General features: G+C 71.8%; 16 protein-coding genes. 8 read left to right on the top strand and 8 right to left on the bottom strand.

The features are described 5' to 3' along the window. Nucleotides 1-20 precede the first annotated feature (20 nt). From G6N64_RS18370 to G6N64_RS18360, 3 genes are read left to right on the top strand one after another with little or no spacing between them, the layout of a single operon-like run. Entirely contained in the window at nt 21-620 is a 600-nt protein-coding gene (locus tag G6N64_RS18370; RefSeq protein WP_163798512.1) for a TetR/AcrR family transcriptional regulator, read from the top strand. Then, nucleotides 613-2,151, top strand: a complete 1,539-nt coding sequence (locus tag G6N64_RS18365; RefSeq protein ID WP_163798510.1) for a flavin-containing monooxygenase — start codon at nt 613-615, stop codon at nt 2,149-2,151. The genes G6N64_RS18370 and G6N64_RS18365 overlap by 8 nt, the downstream gene beginning before the upstream one ends. After that, complete coding sequence (locus tag G6N64_RS18360; RefSeq protein ID WP_163798508.1) at nt 2,148-2,969, top strand: mycofactocin-coupled SDR family oxidoreductase; 822 nt, start codon at nt 2,148-2,150, stop codon at nt 2,967-2,969. The genes G6N64_RS18365 and G6N64_RS18360 overlap by 4 nt, the downstream gene beginning before the upstream one ends. Here G6N64_RS18360 and G6N64_RS18355 read toward each other — a convergent pair. Together G6N64_RS18355 and G6N64_RS18350 are read right to left on the bottom strand one after the other, a co-directional pair. Then, the gene (locus G6N64_RS18355; protein WP_163798506.1) at nt 2,954-3,640 is read right to left on the bottom strand and encodes a DUF427 domain-containing protein; all 687 of its coding nucleotides are present in this window, start codon (nt 3,638-3,640) and stop codon (nt 2,954-2,956) included. The genes G6N64_RS18360 and G6N64_RS18355 overlap by 16 nt on opposite strands. A gap of 9 nt (nt 3,641-3,649) precedes the next feature. Beyond that, nucleotides 3,650-4,561, bottom strand: coding sequence for an acyl-CoA thioesterase (locus G6N64_RS18350; RefSeq protein WP_163798504.1), 912 nt, complete (start codon nt 4,559-4,561; stop codon nt 3,650-3,652). A 93-nt stretch (nt 4,562-4,654) separates the two neighbouring features. Between G6N64_RS18350 and G6N64_RS18345 the strand changes: the two genes are divergently transcribed. From G6N64_RS18345 to G6N64_RS18335, 3 genes are all read left to right on the top strand, one after another. Beyond that, nucleotides 4,655-5,281 (top strand): TetR/AcrR family transcriptional regulator, encoded by a 627-nt coding sequence (locus G6N64_RS18345; protein ID WP_409370748.1) that lies wholly within the window; start codon nt 4,655-4,657, stop codon nt 5,279-5,281. An 84-nt stretch (nt 5,282-5,365) separates the two neighbouring features. Continuing rightward, nucleotides 5,366-6,499 carry an acyl-CoA dehydrogenase family protein gene (locus G6N64_RS18340; protein WP_163798502.1) on the top strand — a complete coding sequence of 378 codons (1,134 nt, stop codon included), beginning with the start codon at nt 5,366-5,368 and terminating at the stop codon, nt 6,497-6,499. Further along, entirely contained in the window at nt 6,496-7,758 is a 1,263-nt protein-coding gene (locus tag G6N64_RS18335) for an acyl-CoA dehydrogenase family protein (RefSeq protein WP_163798500.1), read from the top strand. Before G6N64_RS18340 ends, G6N64_RS18335 begins: the two co-directional genes overlap by 4 nt. Here the strand turns inward: G6N64_RS18335 and G6N64_RS18330 are convergent. From G6N64_RS18330 to G6N64_RS18315, 4 genes are all read right to left on the bottom strand, one after another. Next, the gene (locus G6N64_RS18330; RefSeq protein ID WP_163798498.1) at nt 7,755-8,660 is read right to left on the bottom strand and encodes an alpha/beta fold hydrolase; all 906 of its coding nucleotides are present in this window, start codon (nt 8,658-8,660) and stop codon (nt 7,755-7,757) included. The genes G6N64_RS18335 and G6N64_RS18330 overlap by 4 nt on opposite strands. Beyond that, a complete protein-coding gene (locus G6N64_RS18325; protein WP_163798496.1) occupies nt 8,657-10,012 on the bottom strand; it encodes a cytochrome P450 in 1,356 nt (451 codons plus the stop codon). The genes G6N64_RS18330 and G6N64_RS18325 overlap by 4 nt, the downstream gene beginning before the upstream one ends. Before the next feature lie 89 nt (nt 10,013-10,101). Beyond that, nucleotides 10,102-10,863: an alpha/beta fold hydrolase gene (locus G6N64_RS18320; RefSeq protein ID WP_163798494.1), complete on the bottom strand. Its 762-nt coding sequence runs from the start codon at nt 10,861-10,863 to the stop codon at nt 10,102-10,104. Nucleotides 10,864-10,919: 56 nt separating this feature from the next. Beyond that, nucleotides 10,920-11,642, bottom strand: coding sequence for an SDR family oxidoreductase (locus G6N64_RS18315; protein ID WP_163798492.1), 723 nt, complete (start codon nt 11,640-11,642; stop codon nt 10,920-10,922). 136 nt (nt 11,643-11,778) lie between these two features. Here G6N64_RS18315 and G6N64_RS18310 point away from each other — a divergent pair, with 136 nt between their 5' ends. Next, nucleotides 11,779-12,621 (top strand): helix-turn-helix domain-containing protein, encoded by an 843-nt coding sequence (locus G6N64_RS18310; RefSeq protein WP_163798490.1) that lies wholly within the window; start codon nt 11,779-11,781, stop codon nt 12,619-12,621. Here the strand turns inward: G6N64_RS18310 and G6N64_RS18305 are convergent. After that, entirely contained in the window at nt 12,601-13,623 is a 1,023-nt protein-coding gene (locus tag G6N64_RS18305) for an Rv2578c family radical SAM protein (protein ID WP_163798488.1), read from the bottom strand. The two genes, G6N64_RS18310 and G6N64_RS18305, sit on opposite strands and share 21 nt — an antisense overlap. A gap of 31 nt (nt 13,624-13,654) precedes the next feature. Next, nucleotides 13,655-14,230, bottom strand: coding sequence for a TetR/AcrR family transcriptional regulator (locus G6N64_RS18300; protein WP_163798486.1), 576 nt, complete (start codon nt 14,228-14,230; stop codon nt 13,655-13,657). 69 nt (nt 14,231-14,299) lie between these two features. Between G6N64_RS18300 and G6N64_RS18295 the strand changes: the two genes are divergently transcribed. After that, entirely contained in the window at nt 14,300-15,427 is a 1,128-nt protein-coding gene (locus tag G6N64_RS18295; RefSeq protein WP_246230702.1) for an MFS transporter, read from the top strand. The last annotated feature ends 4 nt before the right edge of the window (nt 15,428-15,431 follow it).

Below are 15,431 nucleotides of genomic sequence, written 5' to 3'. Positions count from 1 at the left end.
CATGTCGCTAATGTGTTCAAGTGCGCGACGCGGCGTCCGGACGGACCACCTCCCCGGCACTGCTCGACGCGACCGCGGGCACGCTGCGGCGGCTGGGCCCCCGCCAGTTCACGCTGACCGCCGTCGCCGACGCCGCGGGAGTCTCGCGGGGCACGGTCCACAACGCGTTCGGTAGCCGCGACCACGCGATCAGGGTCGCCCTCGACCATCTCGCGTCGGCGTTCGTCGACAGGATGGCCGAGGAGATGTCGGGGGCGACGACGCTCGTCGACCAGATCGCCGCCGCGGCGCTGCTGGTGTGCGCCCACCGGCAGCGGTCGGACCACGCGATGGCGGGCGGCATCAACGAGAGCATCCTGGTCCTGCTGCTGCGCAACGACGGTGACGACGTCGCGAATCGCGCCGTCGCGCTGTGGAAGCCCCGCGTCAAGGCGGCGCAGTCGCACGGCGAGGTGTCCCCGGGCATCGATCCGGGGCGCGCCGCCGAGTGGATCGTGCGGATCCTGTTCAGCTTCGAGCTGCTTCCCCCGATGGGGGTCAATCTCGACAGCCCCCGTGCCGTACGACGATTCGTGACCGAGTTCGCGGTCACGGGACTGACCGGAGGTGGACATGGCTGACGCCGACCACGAGGTGGCGATCATCGGCGCCGGGCCCGGTGGCATCGCCGCCGCACACCTGCTGCGCCGCAGGGGCATCGACGACGTCGTGATCCTGGAGCGGGGCGACGACTTCGGCGGAACGTGGCGGGACAACCACTACCCCGGGCTCGCCGTCGACATCCCCACGCTCTGGTATCAGCTGTCGTTCGCGCCGAACCCCGACTGGTCGAGGCTGTTCGCACCCGGGCCGGAGATCCACCGCTACCTGCGGGACACCGCGGCGACGCTGGGCCTGTACCCGCTACTGGTGCCGAACACCGAGGTGGTCCGGCAGCACTGGGACGACGCCGCCGGGCTCTGGCGCCTCGAGTTCGCCGACGGCGGCGGGACGACGGCCCGGTTCCTGATCAGCTCGGTGGGCGGCTACGTGAACGCCAAGGACACCGTGGACGTCGACGGACTCTCCGACTTCGCCGGAACGGTACTGCGCCCCAACGCCTGGGACGACGCGTACGACCCCCGCGGCAAGAGGGTGGCGGTGATCGGCACCGGATCGAGCGGTGTGCAGATCGCCGCGGCGCTCTCCGGAGAGGCCGCCAGCCTCGAGGTGTACCAGCGCACGCCGGCGTGGATCCTGCCGAAGGTCGACTTCGACATCCCCCCGCTGATGCGTCGCGTCCTGCGCCTGCCCGGCGTGGTCGCCGGCGTCAACGCGGCCGGACGCCTGCTGATGGACGTCGCGATGATCGCGCCCATCGTGCACGTGTTCTCCCGTCTCCCGTCGAGGGTGCTGGTGCGCGTGATGCCGTGGTACGACGCGTATTGCCGCGCGCTGTACCGGCTGCTGCTCCGCGCCGTGGTCGCCGACCCCGCGACGCGGGCCGCCCTCGTGCCCCGGTACGGCATCATGGCGAAGCGGCCGGTGATCTCGAGCGCCTTCCTGCCCGCGCTGAACGACCCGACCACCCATCTCGTCACCACGCCGATCGAGCGGATCACCCGCGACGGCGTCCGCACCGTCGACGGCCGCGAGCATCCCGCGGACCTGATCGTCCTCGCCACGGGCTACGAGCTGTGGACCGACCCCGAGACCTACCGCACCGGAACGGTGCTGGGCTCCGACGGATTCGACCTCGCCGCCTACTACCGCGCGCACGGCCTGCAGAGCTACGCCGGCTCCGCCCACCCCCGGCTGCCGAACCGGTGGGAGATCGTCGGCCCCAACGGCTTCGTCGGCTTCGCCTGGCCGGACTTCGTCGAGACGATCGCCGCGCACGCGGTGCGAGTCATCGACGAGACCCGCCGCCGCGGCGACCACGTCGCCGAAGTCGCGCCCGATGCGTTCAACCGCTGGAACGCCCTCATGGCCCGCCGTGGGCGCACCGCGCACCTCTACTTCACCGAGTGCAACCCCGGCCTCAACACCTACTTCGTCAACTCGCGGCGCGAGACCGTCTACCACCGGCCCCAGACCATCACCGCCGCACGCCGATTCGCCCGACGATCACCCCTCACCGACTATCACTTCTCTCGGGAGCAGACGGCATGAGTGACACCTCGCTGGCCGGCCGCGTCGCCTACGTCACCGGTGCCGCACGGGGACAGGGCCGCTCGCACTGCGTGCGCCTCGCCAGGGCGGGCGCCGACGTCGTCGCCCTCGACGCGTGCGGGCCCGTCGCCGAGCACAACGGGTACGCACCCGCCTCGGCGGAGGACCTCGCCGAGACCGTCCGCCTGGTCGAGGACGAGGGCCGGACGATCGTCGCCAGGGAACTAGACGTGCGCGACCTCGAGGGCCAGCAGCGCCTCGTCGCCGACGCCGTCGATCGGTTCGGCCGCCTCGACGTGGTCGTGGCCAACGCCGGGGTGCTGAACTGGGGCCGCCTGTGGGAGATCTCGGCCCAGCAGTGGCAGGACACCATCGACACCAACCTCACCGGCGTGTGGAACACCGTCAAGGCCACCGTCCCCGCGATGATCGAGGCCGGCAACGGCGGATCGATCGTCACCATCAGCTCCGCCGCCGGGATCAAGGCCGTCCCCGGCTGCGGGCACTACAGCGCCTCGAAGTTCGGCGTCGTCGGCCTCACCAACTCGCTCGCCGTCGAACTGGGTGGGTACGGCATCCGGGTCAACTCGGTGCACCCCTACGGCACCGACACCCCCATGGCCAACGACCTGTCGATGTACCAGATGTTCGCCGACCATCCGACCTTCATCCACAGCTTCTCCCCCGGCGCGCTGCCCACCGACTCGCTCGCCGCGCCGGACCTGGTCTCCGACATCGTGGTCTGGCTGGCGGGCGACTCGTCGTCACTGATCACCGCGGCGCAGATCCCCGCCGACAAGGGTTATCTCAAGGTCTGAGCCGGCAGGTCGGCGGCGACGTCCGCCTCGGGGCTCTCGAAGCTGAGGAAGCCGCGGATCTGCTCGGACTCCGGCAGCGGGTCGCGGTAGCTCCACCCGACGTCGGGCACCCGGCGGTCGCCGACCACCGCGGCCCAGTACGTCGCCTCGCCCTTGTAGTTGCAGTAGCTCGAGGTGTCCGTGGCGCGCAGCAGGTCGGTCCGGACGTGCCTCGGGTCGACGTAGAGGCGTGGTGCGAGTGCGGTCTCGAAGACGACGACGGTGTCGTCGGTGTCGACGAGGGTCACGCCCGCGACGGTCACCGTCAGGCGGCGACGCGTCGGCCTGCAGTCCACCCGGTGGTAGGGATTCGGCGGGTAGTGGACGAGGCGCCTACCCTCCTCCGTCCAGGCCTCCATCGCGTCCCACGGCACCTCGACGTACCCCGGCGCCTCCGCAACCGGCTTCGCTGCAACGTCTCCCACCGCGTCGACCGGGAACGCGTAGCTCAGCGGACGGCCCTCGCGGTGCACCAGCAGCGCCCGTTCGGTGTCGATCACCGACACCCCGTCCCGGATCCCTCGGACCCGGCGCGGATGCGGCTCGACGAACGTCGGCGAACCCTCCACGGGAGGGACGAACCATCCGGCGCGCCGCGAACTCAGCGGACCATGACCGGCGACCAGGCTCACCGCGTGCTCCTAGAGTCGCGCGGCCGCGTCGATGGAGGTGTCGGTGGTGCGCAGCGGACGGATCATCGCGTCCTGGGTGAACGACGCGATCAGCTCCCCGTCCTCGGTGTGCACCGTGCCGCGGACGTAGGACATGCCCGCGCCGACCTGGGTGCTGTCGTGGGTGTAGAGCAGCCAGTCGGTCCAGCTGAACGGCTCGTGGAAGCTGACGCCGATCGTCATCGGCGCCGTCGACACGGTGAGGTGCGCCTGACTGGTGCCGATCCCCTCGTGCGCGCGCATGGTCGTCGAGATGCCGAGGTGGCCGGTGAAGTACGCGACCAGCGCCTTGGCGAGGTCGTCGCGTTCCGGCACCGGGTCGTAGTGCAGCCAGGCGTGCAGTTCCGGCGGTCCGACCTCGTCGGGGCTGTTGACGTCGACGACGTCGACCAGCCGCACCTGCCTGCCCACCATCGGCATGCCGGCGTCGTGGGCGTCGGCGGGCGCGGTGACCGCCGGACGCGGCAGCTGGTGCCGGATCACGTCGTCGGACGGGACGTCGGTGAAGACCGTGACCGTGATCGCCCGCCTGCCGTTCTGACTGGCCGACACGACAGCGGTCGCGGTGGTGCGCCCCTCCGCGATCACGTCGATCGACAGCTCCACGGGCGGGCCGACGAGCACCGCGCGGGAGAACACCGCCGACACCGCCCGTACCGACTTGCCGGGGAACCGCTTCGCCACGGCCACGATGGCCTGCCCGAGGACCTGGGTGCCCTCGACGACCTGTCGCTCGTCGGCGCCGACGATGCCGGTCCGGCCGGTGAACCGGTCGGTGCCGTCGGGCTGGACGTCGAAGATGTCGAGGAGATCCGCCAGTGTCCACGGCGCGGTCTCGGCGTGTGTGGTCTCGGCGTGTGTGGTCCCGGACGGAGTGGTCATGGTGTGGGCACCCTTCCCGTGCGCAGTGGTTCCGGTCGCGGACGCGACGCTCGGCCGCAAGCACACCACAGACTCCCCTGAAACGGTAACGTCATTCTCGTGGCCCGGAGCGGAGCGGCTGAGCCCGTCGAGCCGACGGTCGAGGAGGAGTCGCGCGCGACGCGCTTCATGCGGTCCGCGCTGGCGATCCTCGGAGAAACCGGTCGGGCCGACTTCACGGTGCTCCAGGTCGTCGAGCGCTCGAAGACGTCGCTCCGGTCCTTCTACCAGCACTTCGCCAGCAAGGACGAGCTGCTCCTGGCGCTGATCGAGAAGATCATGGCCGAGTCGACCCTGCGGTGGCGCACGGAGACGGAGCCGCTCGCGGCACCCGACGCGCTGCGCACCCTGATCGACCGGATCTGCGCGCCGGCGTCGTCGACCACCCAGGACAGCATCAACCGGGGACTGACGTTCTACAACGACCACCTGGCCGAGACGGTGCCCGCCGAGTACGCCCGGGTGCTGTCCCCGGTGAACGTGTTGATCGGCGAGATCATCGACCGTGGCATCGCCGAGGGCGCCTTCGCCGCCGACCTCGACGTGGCGTCGGCGGCCACGCTGATCATGCAGTCCACGATGGGTGCGATGCGGCTGCGCGTGCTCGGCGCGGAGTTGAACGGCGCCCCGCTCGAGGGCAGGCACATCTACGACTTCTGCATCCGCGCGCTGTCCGCCTGACACCCCGCGCAACCCGTCACCCGGGTGGTAACGTCATTACCGCCAGTGAAAACGGGACTCTCACGAAGAAGGCGCAGCCTGATCATGACCACGAATCCGGAGCAGGTCCTCTTCGCGTCGACGGCGCAGGCATTCCTGGACAGGGAGGCCTCGCTCACCCGGGTACGCGAGCTGCACTCGGCAGGGACGTCGTTCGCTCCCGATTGGTGGCAGCGCGCCGCCGAGCTGGGCTGGGCGAGCCTGCTGGTGCCCGAGGACCTCGGCGGCGGCAGCGTCTCCGGTGACGGCGTCGCCGACCTCGCGCTGATCGCCGAACTGATCGGCCACACCGTGGCGCCCGGCCCGCTGCATCCGGTGAGCACCGTGCTCGCAGGCCTCGCCGACGCGGAGAACGCCGACGCGCACTCGGCCACCATCGAGGCGCTGGTGTCCGGCGACCTCGTCGCGTCCTGGGCCGTGTACGAGCCCGGCCGCGGCTGGGCACCGGGCAGGTCCACCGTCACCGCCACGCCGACCGCTGCCGGCTACCGCGTCGACGGCGTCAAGGACCGCGTCGAGGCCGGTCCCGAGAGCGGCGCCTTCCTCGTCACCGTCACCGTCGACGGCGAGCCGGGGCAGGTGCTCGTCCCCGCGGACGCGGACGGCGTGACGGTCGAGCCGCAGAACTCACTCGACCTGGTGAAGCGCTACGCACGGGTCACGTTCGACGGCGTCGAGGTCGGCGCCGACGCGATCGTCGGCTCCGCCGCGCAGACGCCGGCGCTGATCGCACGGCAGGCGCAGATCGCCCAGGTGCTGCAGTGCGCCGAGGTGGTCGGCATCCTGAACACGGTGCTGGACTTCAGCATTCAGTGGGCCCGGGACAGACACTCGTTCGGCCGGCCGTTGGCGTCCTACCAGGCCCTCAAGCACCGCTACGCCGACATGAAGATCTGGTTCGAGGCGTGCCGGGCGACCACCCGGGCCGCCGTTGCCGCCGTGGGTGCGCGCTCGTCCGACGCCGACCTCCTGGTCAGCGTGGCCAAGTCCTACGTCGGCGAGCACGCCCCTGACATGGTCCAGCACTGCGTGCAGATGCACGGCGGCATCGGGGTCACCTGGGAGCACGATCTGCACCTGTTCCTGCGCCGGGTCACGCTGAACCGCTCCATGTTCGGCACCCCCGACGAACACGACCTGCGCGTCTACGCGCTGAGCGAGAAGGCGGCCGCGTCATGACCAGTGAGACCGTGGCGGCACCCGCCGCAGACACCACCGAGACGGTGGCCGAGTTCGCCGAACGCGCCCGGACGTGGCTCGCCGAGAACATGCCCCGCGTCGATCCGGCCAACCCGCCCGACGCCGACCGCGGCGCCGACGCCCCCTGGCAGCGCGCCCGCGAACTCCAAAAGCTCTTGTACTCGGGCGGATTCGCGGGTATCTGCTTCCCCGTCGAGTACGGCGGCCTCGGCCTGCCGATCGCCTACCAGCGGGCGTTCGACGACGTCTCGCGCGGCTACGAGCTACCGCTGATCCTCAATACGCCCACGTTCACGATCTGCGCGGCGACCATCCTGGACACCGGCAGCGAGCAGCAGAAGCGCGACCGGATCTCCGCGGCCATCCGTGGCGACGAGATCCTGGTGCAGCTGCTCAGCGAGCCGAGCGGCGGCTCCGACCTCGCCGGCGTGATCACCCGCGCCGAGCGGCGCGGCGACAGGTGGATCGTCAACGGCGCCAAGACCTGGAGCACCAGCGCGTTCGCCGCCGACTACGGCCTGCTGCTGGCGCGCACCGACTGGAACGTCCCCAAGCACGAGGGCCTCACCATGTTCCTCGTCCCGATCGACAGCCCCGGCATCACGATGCGGCGGATCACGCAGGTCGACGGCGGCAACGAGTTCTGCGAGGAGTTCTTCGACGACCTCGAACTCCCCCTCGACGCGGTGGTCGGAGAGGTCGACGACGGCTGGGCGGTGGCGTCCCGGCAGATGTTCCACGAACGCCGCGCGGTGGGCGGCGGGTCGGAATTCTCGAGCGGCATCGGCGCCGAGGGCGAGACCGACCAACCCGTCGACTACGTCGCACTCCTCGAGGCCACCGGACAGTCGGGCAGCGAGCGGATGCGGCAGCTGGCGGGCCGGGCGCTGGCGCGGCGGATGGTGCAGGAGCAGCTGGTGGACCACGTGTACCACGGCGTCCTCGACGGATCCCTGCCGTCGGCAGCGGGTTCCATCATTCGCATCACCCACGCCGAGACCATCCAGTTCGAGATCGACACGGCGCTGGCCATCGCGGGCAGCGGCGCGGTCGTCGACGACGGCCGCGGACTGTTCCGCTACGGCGAGCGGTATCCGTCCCGGCAGACCGCGTCGCTCGGCGGCGGGACCACCGAGATCGCCCGCAACATCATCGGCGAACGCATCCTCGACTTCCCGCGCGAGCCCGCCGCCGACCGCGGCGTCCCCTTCAATCAGGTCAAGCGCAACCAGAACTAGCGCGCCGGCTCGGCGACGTGTGCGCCGACGAGGTCGAGCAGCCGCGGCCACGCCCCCACCGGGAGGTCGTGACCCATGCCGGCGATGGTCTCGAGCCGGGCACCGGGGATGGCTCGCGCGGTCGCCGCCCCACCCGTCGGGTGAACCATCCGATCCCGGTCGCCGTGGATCACCAGCGTCGGCACGTCGATGGCGGCGAGTTCGGCGGTGCGGTTCCCGGACGCGAAGATGCCGGCGAGCTGCCGGTTGACGCCGCCGACGGTGGGATCGCGATCCCATGCCTCGCCGGCCTTCTCGGCCACCCACCGGGCGTCGAACGGGAAGCCGTGCGAGCCGATGTGGCGGAACGTCGCCACGGCGCCGTCGATGGCCTGCTGACGCGTGCGCGCCGGCTTGGACCTGGCCAGCCGCAGCCACGTCGACGGTGCGGGCCTGCCGGTCCGCGGGGCGCCGGTGGTCGACATGATCGACGTCAACGTGCGGACCCGACCGGGATGGTGCGCGGCCACGGTCTGGGCGATCATCCCGCCCATCGACACGCCGACCAGGTGCGCATCCCGGAGGCCGAGCGCGTCCAGCAGGCCCACGGTGTCGCGGGCCATGTCGCCGAGGTGGTACTGGCGGGGATGGTTCCCACCGCGCAGCGTGGCGATGGGCCCCGGCGCCGGGAAGTCCATGTGCGTCGAACGCCCGACGTCGCGATTGTCGAACCTGACGACGCGGTGCCCGCGTCGTGCCAGCTCGGCGGCGAACTCCGCGGGCCAGGTGTGCTTCTGCTGACCGAGCCCCGCGATCAGGACCACCGGCGGGTCGGCGGGATCGCCGAAGCCGTCGTGGCACAGCGTGATCCCGCGGCCGACGTCGACGAGTTCCTCGGTGACGGTGCCGTCCCCGGCGCTCATGCCGTCACCCGTGCCGCGTCGGGCCGCGGTACGTCCTGCGTCACCCGGCGCCGGTGCACGACCGCACGGCCACCCCGCCCGGGAGCGCTCGCGACGCCGCGGGAGCGCACGGGTTCGGCGTCGGCGTAGGTGCCGCGGAACTCGAACTCCCGCAACAGGGTTTGCAGCGTCACCATCATCTCCATGTTCGCGAAGGCGGCCCCGATGCACCGGCGGACGCCGCCGCCGAACGGGATCCACGAGTGGTTCTCGGGTGGGTTCCCGACGAACCTGTCGGGGTCGAACGCACCCGCGCCGGCGAAGCTGCGCTCGGCGGCGTGCGCCAGCGAGATGCTCACCAGGATGACCTGGCGCGCGGGGAGCACGTAGTCCCCCAGCCGGATCCGCTGCTTGGTGACGCGGGCGAAGCCGTCGATGACGGGACGGACGCGCTGCACCTCGAAGATCGTGGCCTGCAACAGCTCCGAACCGCCGGCGTCGGCCTCCTCGGTGAGGCGGGCGAGCAGGCGGGGGTGCCGGGTGATCCGCTCGACGGCCCACGCGAGGGTGGTCGCGGTGGTCTCGTGCCCGGCGGCGAGCAGGGTCAGCAGTTCGTCGGCGACGTGGTCGTCGGTGATCGACGACCCGTCCTCGTAGCGGGCGGCCAGCAGCATCGCGAGAACGTCGCCACGCTCGGAGAGGTGGGGGTCGCGGCGGGCGTCGGCGATCAGCCGCGCGATCGCCGCGTCGTACCGGCGGCGCAGGGTCTCGACCCGCCCCCACGGGCTCCACGGCCCGAGGTCGCGCCGGAACGCGGGCGGCAGGACGGCGAGCCGCGACGCCCGCAGCACCATGGGCGGCAGCAGTTCGCGTAGCTCCTCCAGCGCAGCGCCGTCGGCGCCGAAGACCGCGCGCAGGATCGCGTTCAGGGTGATCCGCATCATCGAGGGCAGTGTCTCGAACTCCTCGCCCTCGACCCAGGTCGCGCTCTCGCGCCGGACCTCCTCGGCGATGATGTACTCGTACGCCTGCATGCGCTTGCCGTGGAACGGCGGGACGAGCAGTTTGCGTCGCGCCCGGTGGGCCCGCCCGTCGAGGCTGAAGGTCGAGCCGGGACCGAGCACCTCGCCGAGGGTGCCCGCGCGGCCGATCAGGTCGGTGTTCGTGGTGAACACCTCCTTGACCAGTGCTGGGTCGCTGATCACCACCGTGGACCCGAAGATCGGCAGGTTCAGCACGAACTCGGAACCGTGCCGGCGGGCGAGCCGTGCCACGGCGCGCTCACGGGCGGCCACGAAGCCGATGCCCTGCAGCAGTTTCGGTATGCGCGGCGACGGCGGCAGCCGCACCGGGTCGGTCGTCGTCTCCGCCACGTCGCTCGGCCTCCATCGGTACTCGGCAGTACCGAACACGGTACGCATCGGTACCGACGGGCGCAAGGCGCGCGTCGGGCCGGGCCTCGTCAGGTCGGGCGGTGTGCCGACCAGAAGTCGACGAGCACGGCCGCGCCGGCCGCCGGGTCCTGCGTCATCCACCAGTGACCCACGCCGTCCAGCACCTTGATCCGCGCGCCCGCACGGGTGGCGGCGCGTCGCCTCTGCTCGTCCGTGCCGACGTACTCGTCGCCGGTGGGCAGCAGCGCCAGACCCGGCCGCGCGGCGGCCTTCTCGAGATCGCCGCCCGCCTGGGCGGCCTTCGGCTGGGCCGCCGACCGGTACAGCGTCAGGATCGCGCGGCCCATCGCCTCGTCGATCCCCGGCGCGACGCGTTCGGCGATCCCCGCCACCATGCCCGCACCCTCGAGGAACGCCGTGCGGTCCTCGACCGGCATGGCCGCCAGCCCCGCCACGACGGCCTCCCCCACCTCCGGGGTCTGCCACTGCTGGGCGAGGTCGTGCCACGCGTACTCGGCGTCGAACACCCCGGGGACGTCGGACACCCACGTCCGGATGAGATCCGGCCGGGTCATCGCGACGTTGAGGACGTGACCACCACCCCAGTCGTGGCCGACGAGGTCGACGGGTTCGCCGATCGCCTCCAACTCGCCCGCCAGCCAGTCCCGGTAGCCGTGCATCGAGGCGTCGAAGCCGTCGGGCAGGTCGGCGCCGAACCCGGGCGGTGACAGCCGGCGTACGTCGGCCTCGCCCGCGGCGGCGAGGCGCTCGACCAGCAGGTCCCACACGGCGGCGGTCTCGGGCACTCCGTGGACCAGGACGACGGTCATGAACTCTCCTCGCGATCGGTGTCGGAAGGCAACATAACCCGCCGGGACCGGCCCGCTCAGCGCTGCCGGGTGGGCCGCACGATCATCTCGCTGACGTCGACTCCCTCGGGTTGGCCGACGGCGTAGGCGACCGCGTCCGCGATGGCCTCGGGTGCGATGGCGTCACGGCGGTACTCGTCCATCACCGCCTGCGCGACCGGATCCGAGATCGTAGTTGCCAGTTCGGATTCCACGACACCCGGCGAGATCGTGGTGACGCGGATACCGGGAGCGGACTCCTGGCGCAGGCCCTCGGTGATCGCCCACGCCGCGAACTTGGTGCCGCAGTACACCGCCGCCGTCGGGCTGACCTCGTGCGCGCCGATCGAGGCCATCGTGACGACGTGGCCGCGGTCCTGGCGGGTGAAGTGCGGCAGCACCGCCGCGATCGAGTACAGCAGCCCGCGGACGTTGACGTCGACCATGCGGTCCCACTCCTCGATCAGCCCCGCGTCCAGCCGCGACAGCGGCATCACGCCGGCGTTGGCGACCAGCACGTCGATGCGGCCCCGGCGGGAGACGACGTCGTCGACCACCACGCGGACGGCATCGGCGTCGGTGACGTCGAGGGTGACGGGCTCGATGCCGGGACGGGTCCGGGCCAGTTCGGCCAGCATGTCCGACCGCCGTGCGGCGGCCAGGACGTGGAAGCCGTCGGTGGCCATGCGGTGTGCGACCGCGCGGCCGATGCCGCTGCTGGCGCCGGTGACCAGGGCGACCGGGGTGTCGTGTTCGTTCATGTCGGGTGTCCTCTCGTTCGGGGGGTGGCGACTCGGGTTCCATGCTGACCGCGCGGCGGGTCCCGCGAACAGGGCGGGCCGAGCCTGGGTGCGGCACACCCAGGCACGTCGCCGGGGCGCGTCGTACCGTGGGCCCATGGCGAGCGAACTCGGCGACTTCCTACGCGCCGGACGTGCCCGCGTCACCCCCGACCAGGCCGGCCTGCAGACGTATCCGCGCGAGCACCGCCGGGTGCCGGGACTGCGGCGCGAAGAGGTGGCGATGCTCGCCGGCGTCAGCATGGACTACTACACCCGGCTGGAGCAGGGCCGGGAGCGTCGGCCGTCCCCGCAGGTGCTCGAGACGCTGGCCGCCGTGCTGCGGCTCGACGACGACGCACGCACCTACCTCTACCGGCTCGCCGAGGCTACGCCGGTCGCACGCGAGTCGCCGGCCGACGGGGTGAGCGACGACCTCGCCGAGCTGATGGCGGCCTGGCCGGACAACCCGGCGATGGTCTTCGACCGCGCCTACGACGTGCTGGCCTCCAACCCCATCGCCGACGCGCTGTTCTGCGGGTGGCGGCACTCGCGCAACCTGCTGCGGATCGTGTTCACCGACCCGGCTGCGCGCACCTTCTACCGCGACTGGCCGGAGGTCGCCGCGGGCGCGGTCGCCGGGTTCCGGCTCGGCTACGGACACGACCCGGGCCATCCCCGGGTGCGTGAGGTCCTGAGCGAGATGCTCGCGGCGAGCCCGGACTTCGCGGCCCTGTGGGCCGAGCATCGGGTACGCGGGAAGTCGTTGCAGCGAAAGCACTTCCTGCATCCCGACGTCGGACCGATCGAGCTGACCATGCAGGCGTTCGAGGTGCGGGCCAGCCCGGGCCGCGAACTGGTCGTCTACCACGCCGCGGCGGGGTCGGCCAGCGCCGAGGCACTCGCGCTGCTGGGCTCCCTGGCCGCCTCCGCGGACGCCTCAGAACAGCGTCGGCTGTAGCTCCGCCGCGGCCACCGGCGGGGGTGGCGGCGCGCTGACGTAGCGGAACGGCCGGTCGCCGCCGGTGAGCCCGTGTCGCCTCAGCAGTGGCGCGGCCTTCTCCCTCAGCCCGTCGCGATACTCCTGCGGGAGGTACGCGCTGCGCCGGTAGAGGTCGCGATAGCTCGGGACGAGGTCCGGTCGGGTCCGCTCCAGCCACGACATGAACCACCCCCGCGTCGACCCCCGCAGGTGCAGCCCAAACACCGTCGCCCCCGTGGCACCCGCCGCGGCGATGTCGGTCAGCAGCGCATCGAGCTGCTCCACGCCGTCGGTCAGGTGCGGCAGCACGGGGGCCACCATCACGTGACAGGGCAGGCCCGCGTCCCGGATGGCGCGGATCATGGCGAGCCGGGCCCGCGGCGTGGGCGTCCCCGGCTCGAGTGCGAGATGGAGTTCGGGTTCTGCGACGGCGAGCGAGACGGCGATGCCGACCTCGACGGACCGTGCGGCGTCGGCGATGAGCGGCAGATCGCGCTGCAGCAGCGTGCCCTTGGTGAGGATCGACATCGGCGTGCCGGATTCGGCGAGTGCGGTCAGGATGCCCGGCATGAGCTCGTAGCGCCCCTCGGCGCGCTGATACGGGTCGGTGTTGGTGCCGAGAGCGACGGTCTCCCGCAGCCACGACGGTCGGCGCAACTCGCGCCGCAGCACCTCGGCGACGTTGGTCTTGACCACCAGCTGGGTGTCGAAGTCCTCGCCCGGGTCGAAGTCGAGGTACTCGTGGGTGGGCCGGGCGAAGCAGTACCGGCACGCGTGACTACACCCGCGATAGCCGTTGACGGTGAACCGGAACGGGAGATTCGTGGAGTCCGGCACCTTGTTTAGCGCCGATTTGCAGAGCACCTCGTGGAAGGTGATGCCCTCGAACTGCGGCGTCCGCACCGAGCGGACCAGCCCCAGCCGGGCGAGCCCGGGCAGCGCGCCGTCGTCGACCTCGATCCCCTGCCCGTCCCATCGCACGACCCCATTCGAACGCACGTTCGACGGGTTGTCAATGCCCGGCCACCGCCGCGTCGACGAGGGTGCCCGCGATCCGCCGTCCGGTCGTCGACCGTCGAGGGCGTGCATCCCGCAGCCGCATCGCGAGTTCGCCGGAGAACACCAGCAGCACCGCCTCGGCGAGGTCGTCGGGGTCGTCGCACGGCAGTCGCGCCGCGAGGTCCCGCAGCGTCCGGCGCATGTGCTCGGTGTCGCGCACCAGGGCATCGGCGATCTCGGCGGGCGGGTCGGCGAGTTCGGCGGCGGCACCGAGGAACGCGCACCACCGCGCGCCGTCGGGGCGGCCCGCGAAGTCGTCGAGGGCGTCGAACACCGCCAGCAGGCGCAGGCGGTCGTCGGCGGCCCTGTCGACGGCGTCGTCCCACACCTGCCGCCACCGCCCGTGGCGGCGCTCGAGGGCCGCGCCGATCAAGGCCTCCTTGCTGCGGAAGCCCCGGTACAGCGTCGCTGCGGACACCCCTGCGCGCGCGAGCACCGCGTCCACCGGCGTCGTCTCGATGCCGCGCGTGAAGACGAGCTCGTCGACGGCGTCGAGCAGCTTGTCCTCCGAACTCTTGCGCAACGGCATGGCGGACACCCTAGACTCGGCGAAGTGAAACGATCGTTTTCGTTCGAGAGTTTACGTCCGTCCTCCGTCGTGGTGGCCGGAACGGCGTTCATCGCCGCCATGTACGGCCTGGTGCGGCTTACGTACGGGCTGTTCCTGCCGGACATCCAGCGCGATCTCGGTCTCGACTCGACGGTCGCCGGCGCCATCTCGTCGGGGTCGTCGCTGATGTACTGCCTTGCAGCGGGCACCGGATTCGTCCTCGGTCGCCGGTTGCCACGCACCCTCGTCCTGGCCGCCACGGCCGCGGCATGCCTCGGCGTGTGGGGAATGGCGGCCGCCGGGGACGTCGCCGTGTTCGGCATCTGCGCGGTGGTCGGCTCGGCCGGGGCCGGGTTCGCCTCGCCCGCGCTGGTGACGATCGTCGCGCGCAACGTCGAGGCGCGCCGGGTCGACAGCGCCCAGGCGATGGTCAACGGGGGCACCGGACCGGGACTGGTCGTCGCCGGACTGCTCGCACTCCTGCTGCTCCCCGAGTGGCGGACGGCGTGGATCCTGGTCGGGGTGCTGACGATCGCCCTGGCCGCAGCCGTACTGGCCGTGGACCGCGGACCGACGGCGGAACGCGACGAGCGGTCCGCGGCGGCGTCGGCGGCGTGGGTCCGCGCGCACGCGCGGCCACTCGCGGCCGCCCTGGTCATGGGCGCCGGGTCGAGTGCCGTCTGGATCTACGGACGCAGCCTGCTCGTCGAGGTCGGCACCGGCTCCGAGCGCTCCACCGTCGTCACGTGGATCGTGCTCGGCATCGGGGCCACCGCGGTGATCGCCACCGCCCGGCCCGTGTCGACGCTGACCCCACCCCGGGCCTGGGCGCTCACCTGCTCGCTGATGACCGGTGGCACGGCGCTTCTCGCGATCGCACCGCAGATCCCGGGCGTCACCCTCGTCGCCTGCCTGGTCTTCGGCTGGGGATTCACGGCGGGCACGTCGGCGCTGATCGCCTGGACGTCCGCGATCGACCCGGCTCGGTCGCCGGCCGGTACCGCGATGCTGTTCGTCGCGCTGACCTTCGGGCAGGCAGTCGGTGCGGGACTGCTCGGATTCCTCATCGGCGCAGCGGGTTTCGCCGCCGCGTTCGGCGTGGCCGCGGTGCTCTCCGCGGCGGCGGTCGCGATCGGTGCGACGCGGGTGTCTAGCGACCCCGTGCGGGCCTGCTAGCGGA

This window comes from Mycolicibacterium sediminis (assembly GCF_010731735.1).
In the GTDB taxonomy this organism is placed as follows: Bacteria; Actinomycetota; Actinomycetes; order Mycobacteriales; family Mycobacteriaceae; genus Mycobacterium; species Mycobacterium sediminis.
Note: the sequence above shows the minus strand (reverse complement) of the source record. Positions and strands in the feature narration are given on the sequence as shown.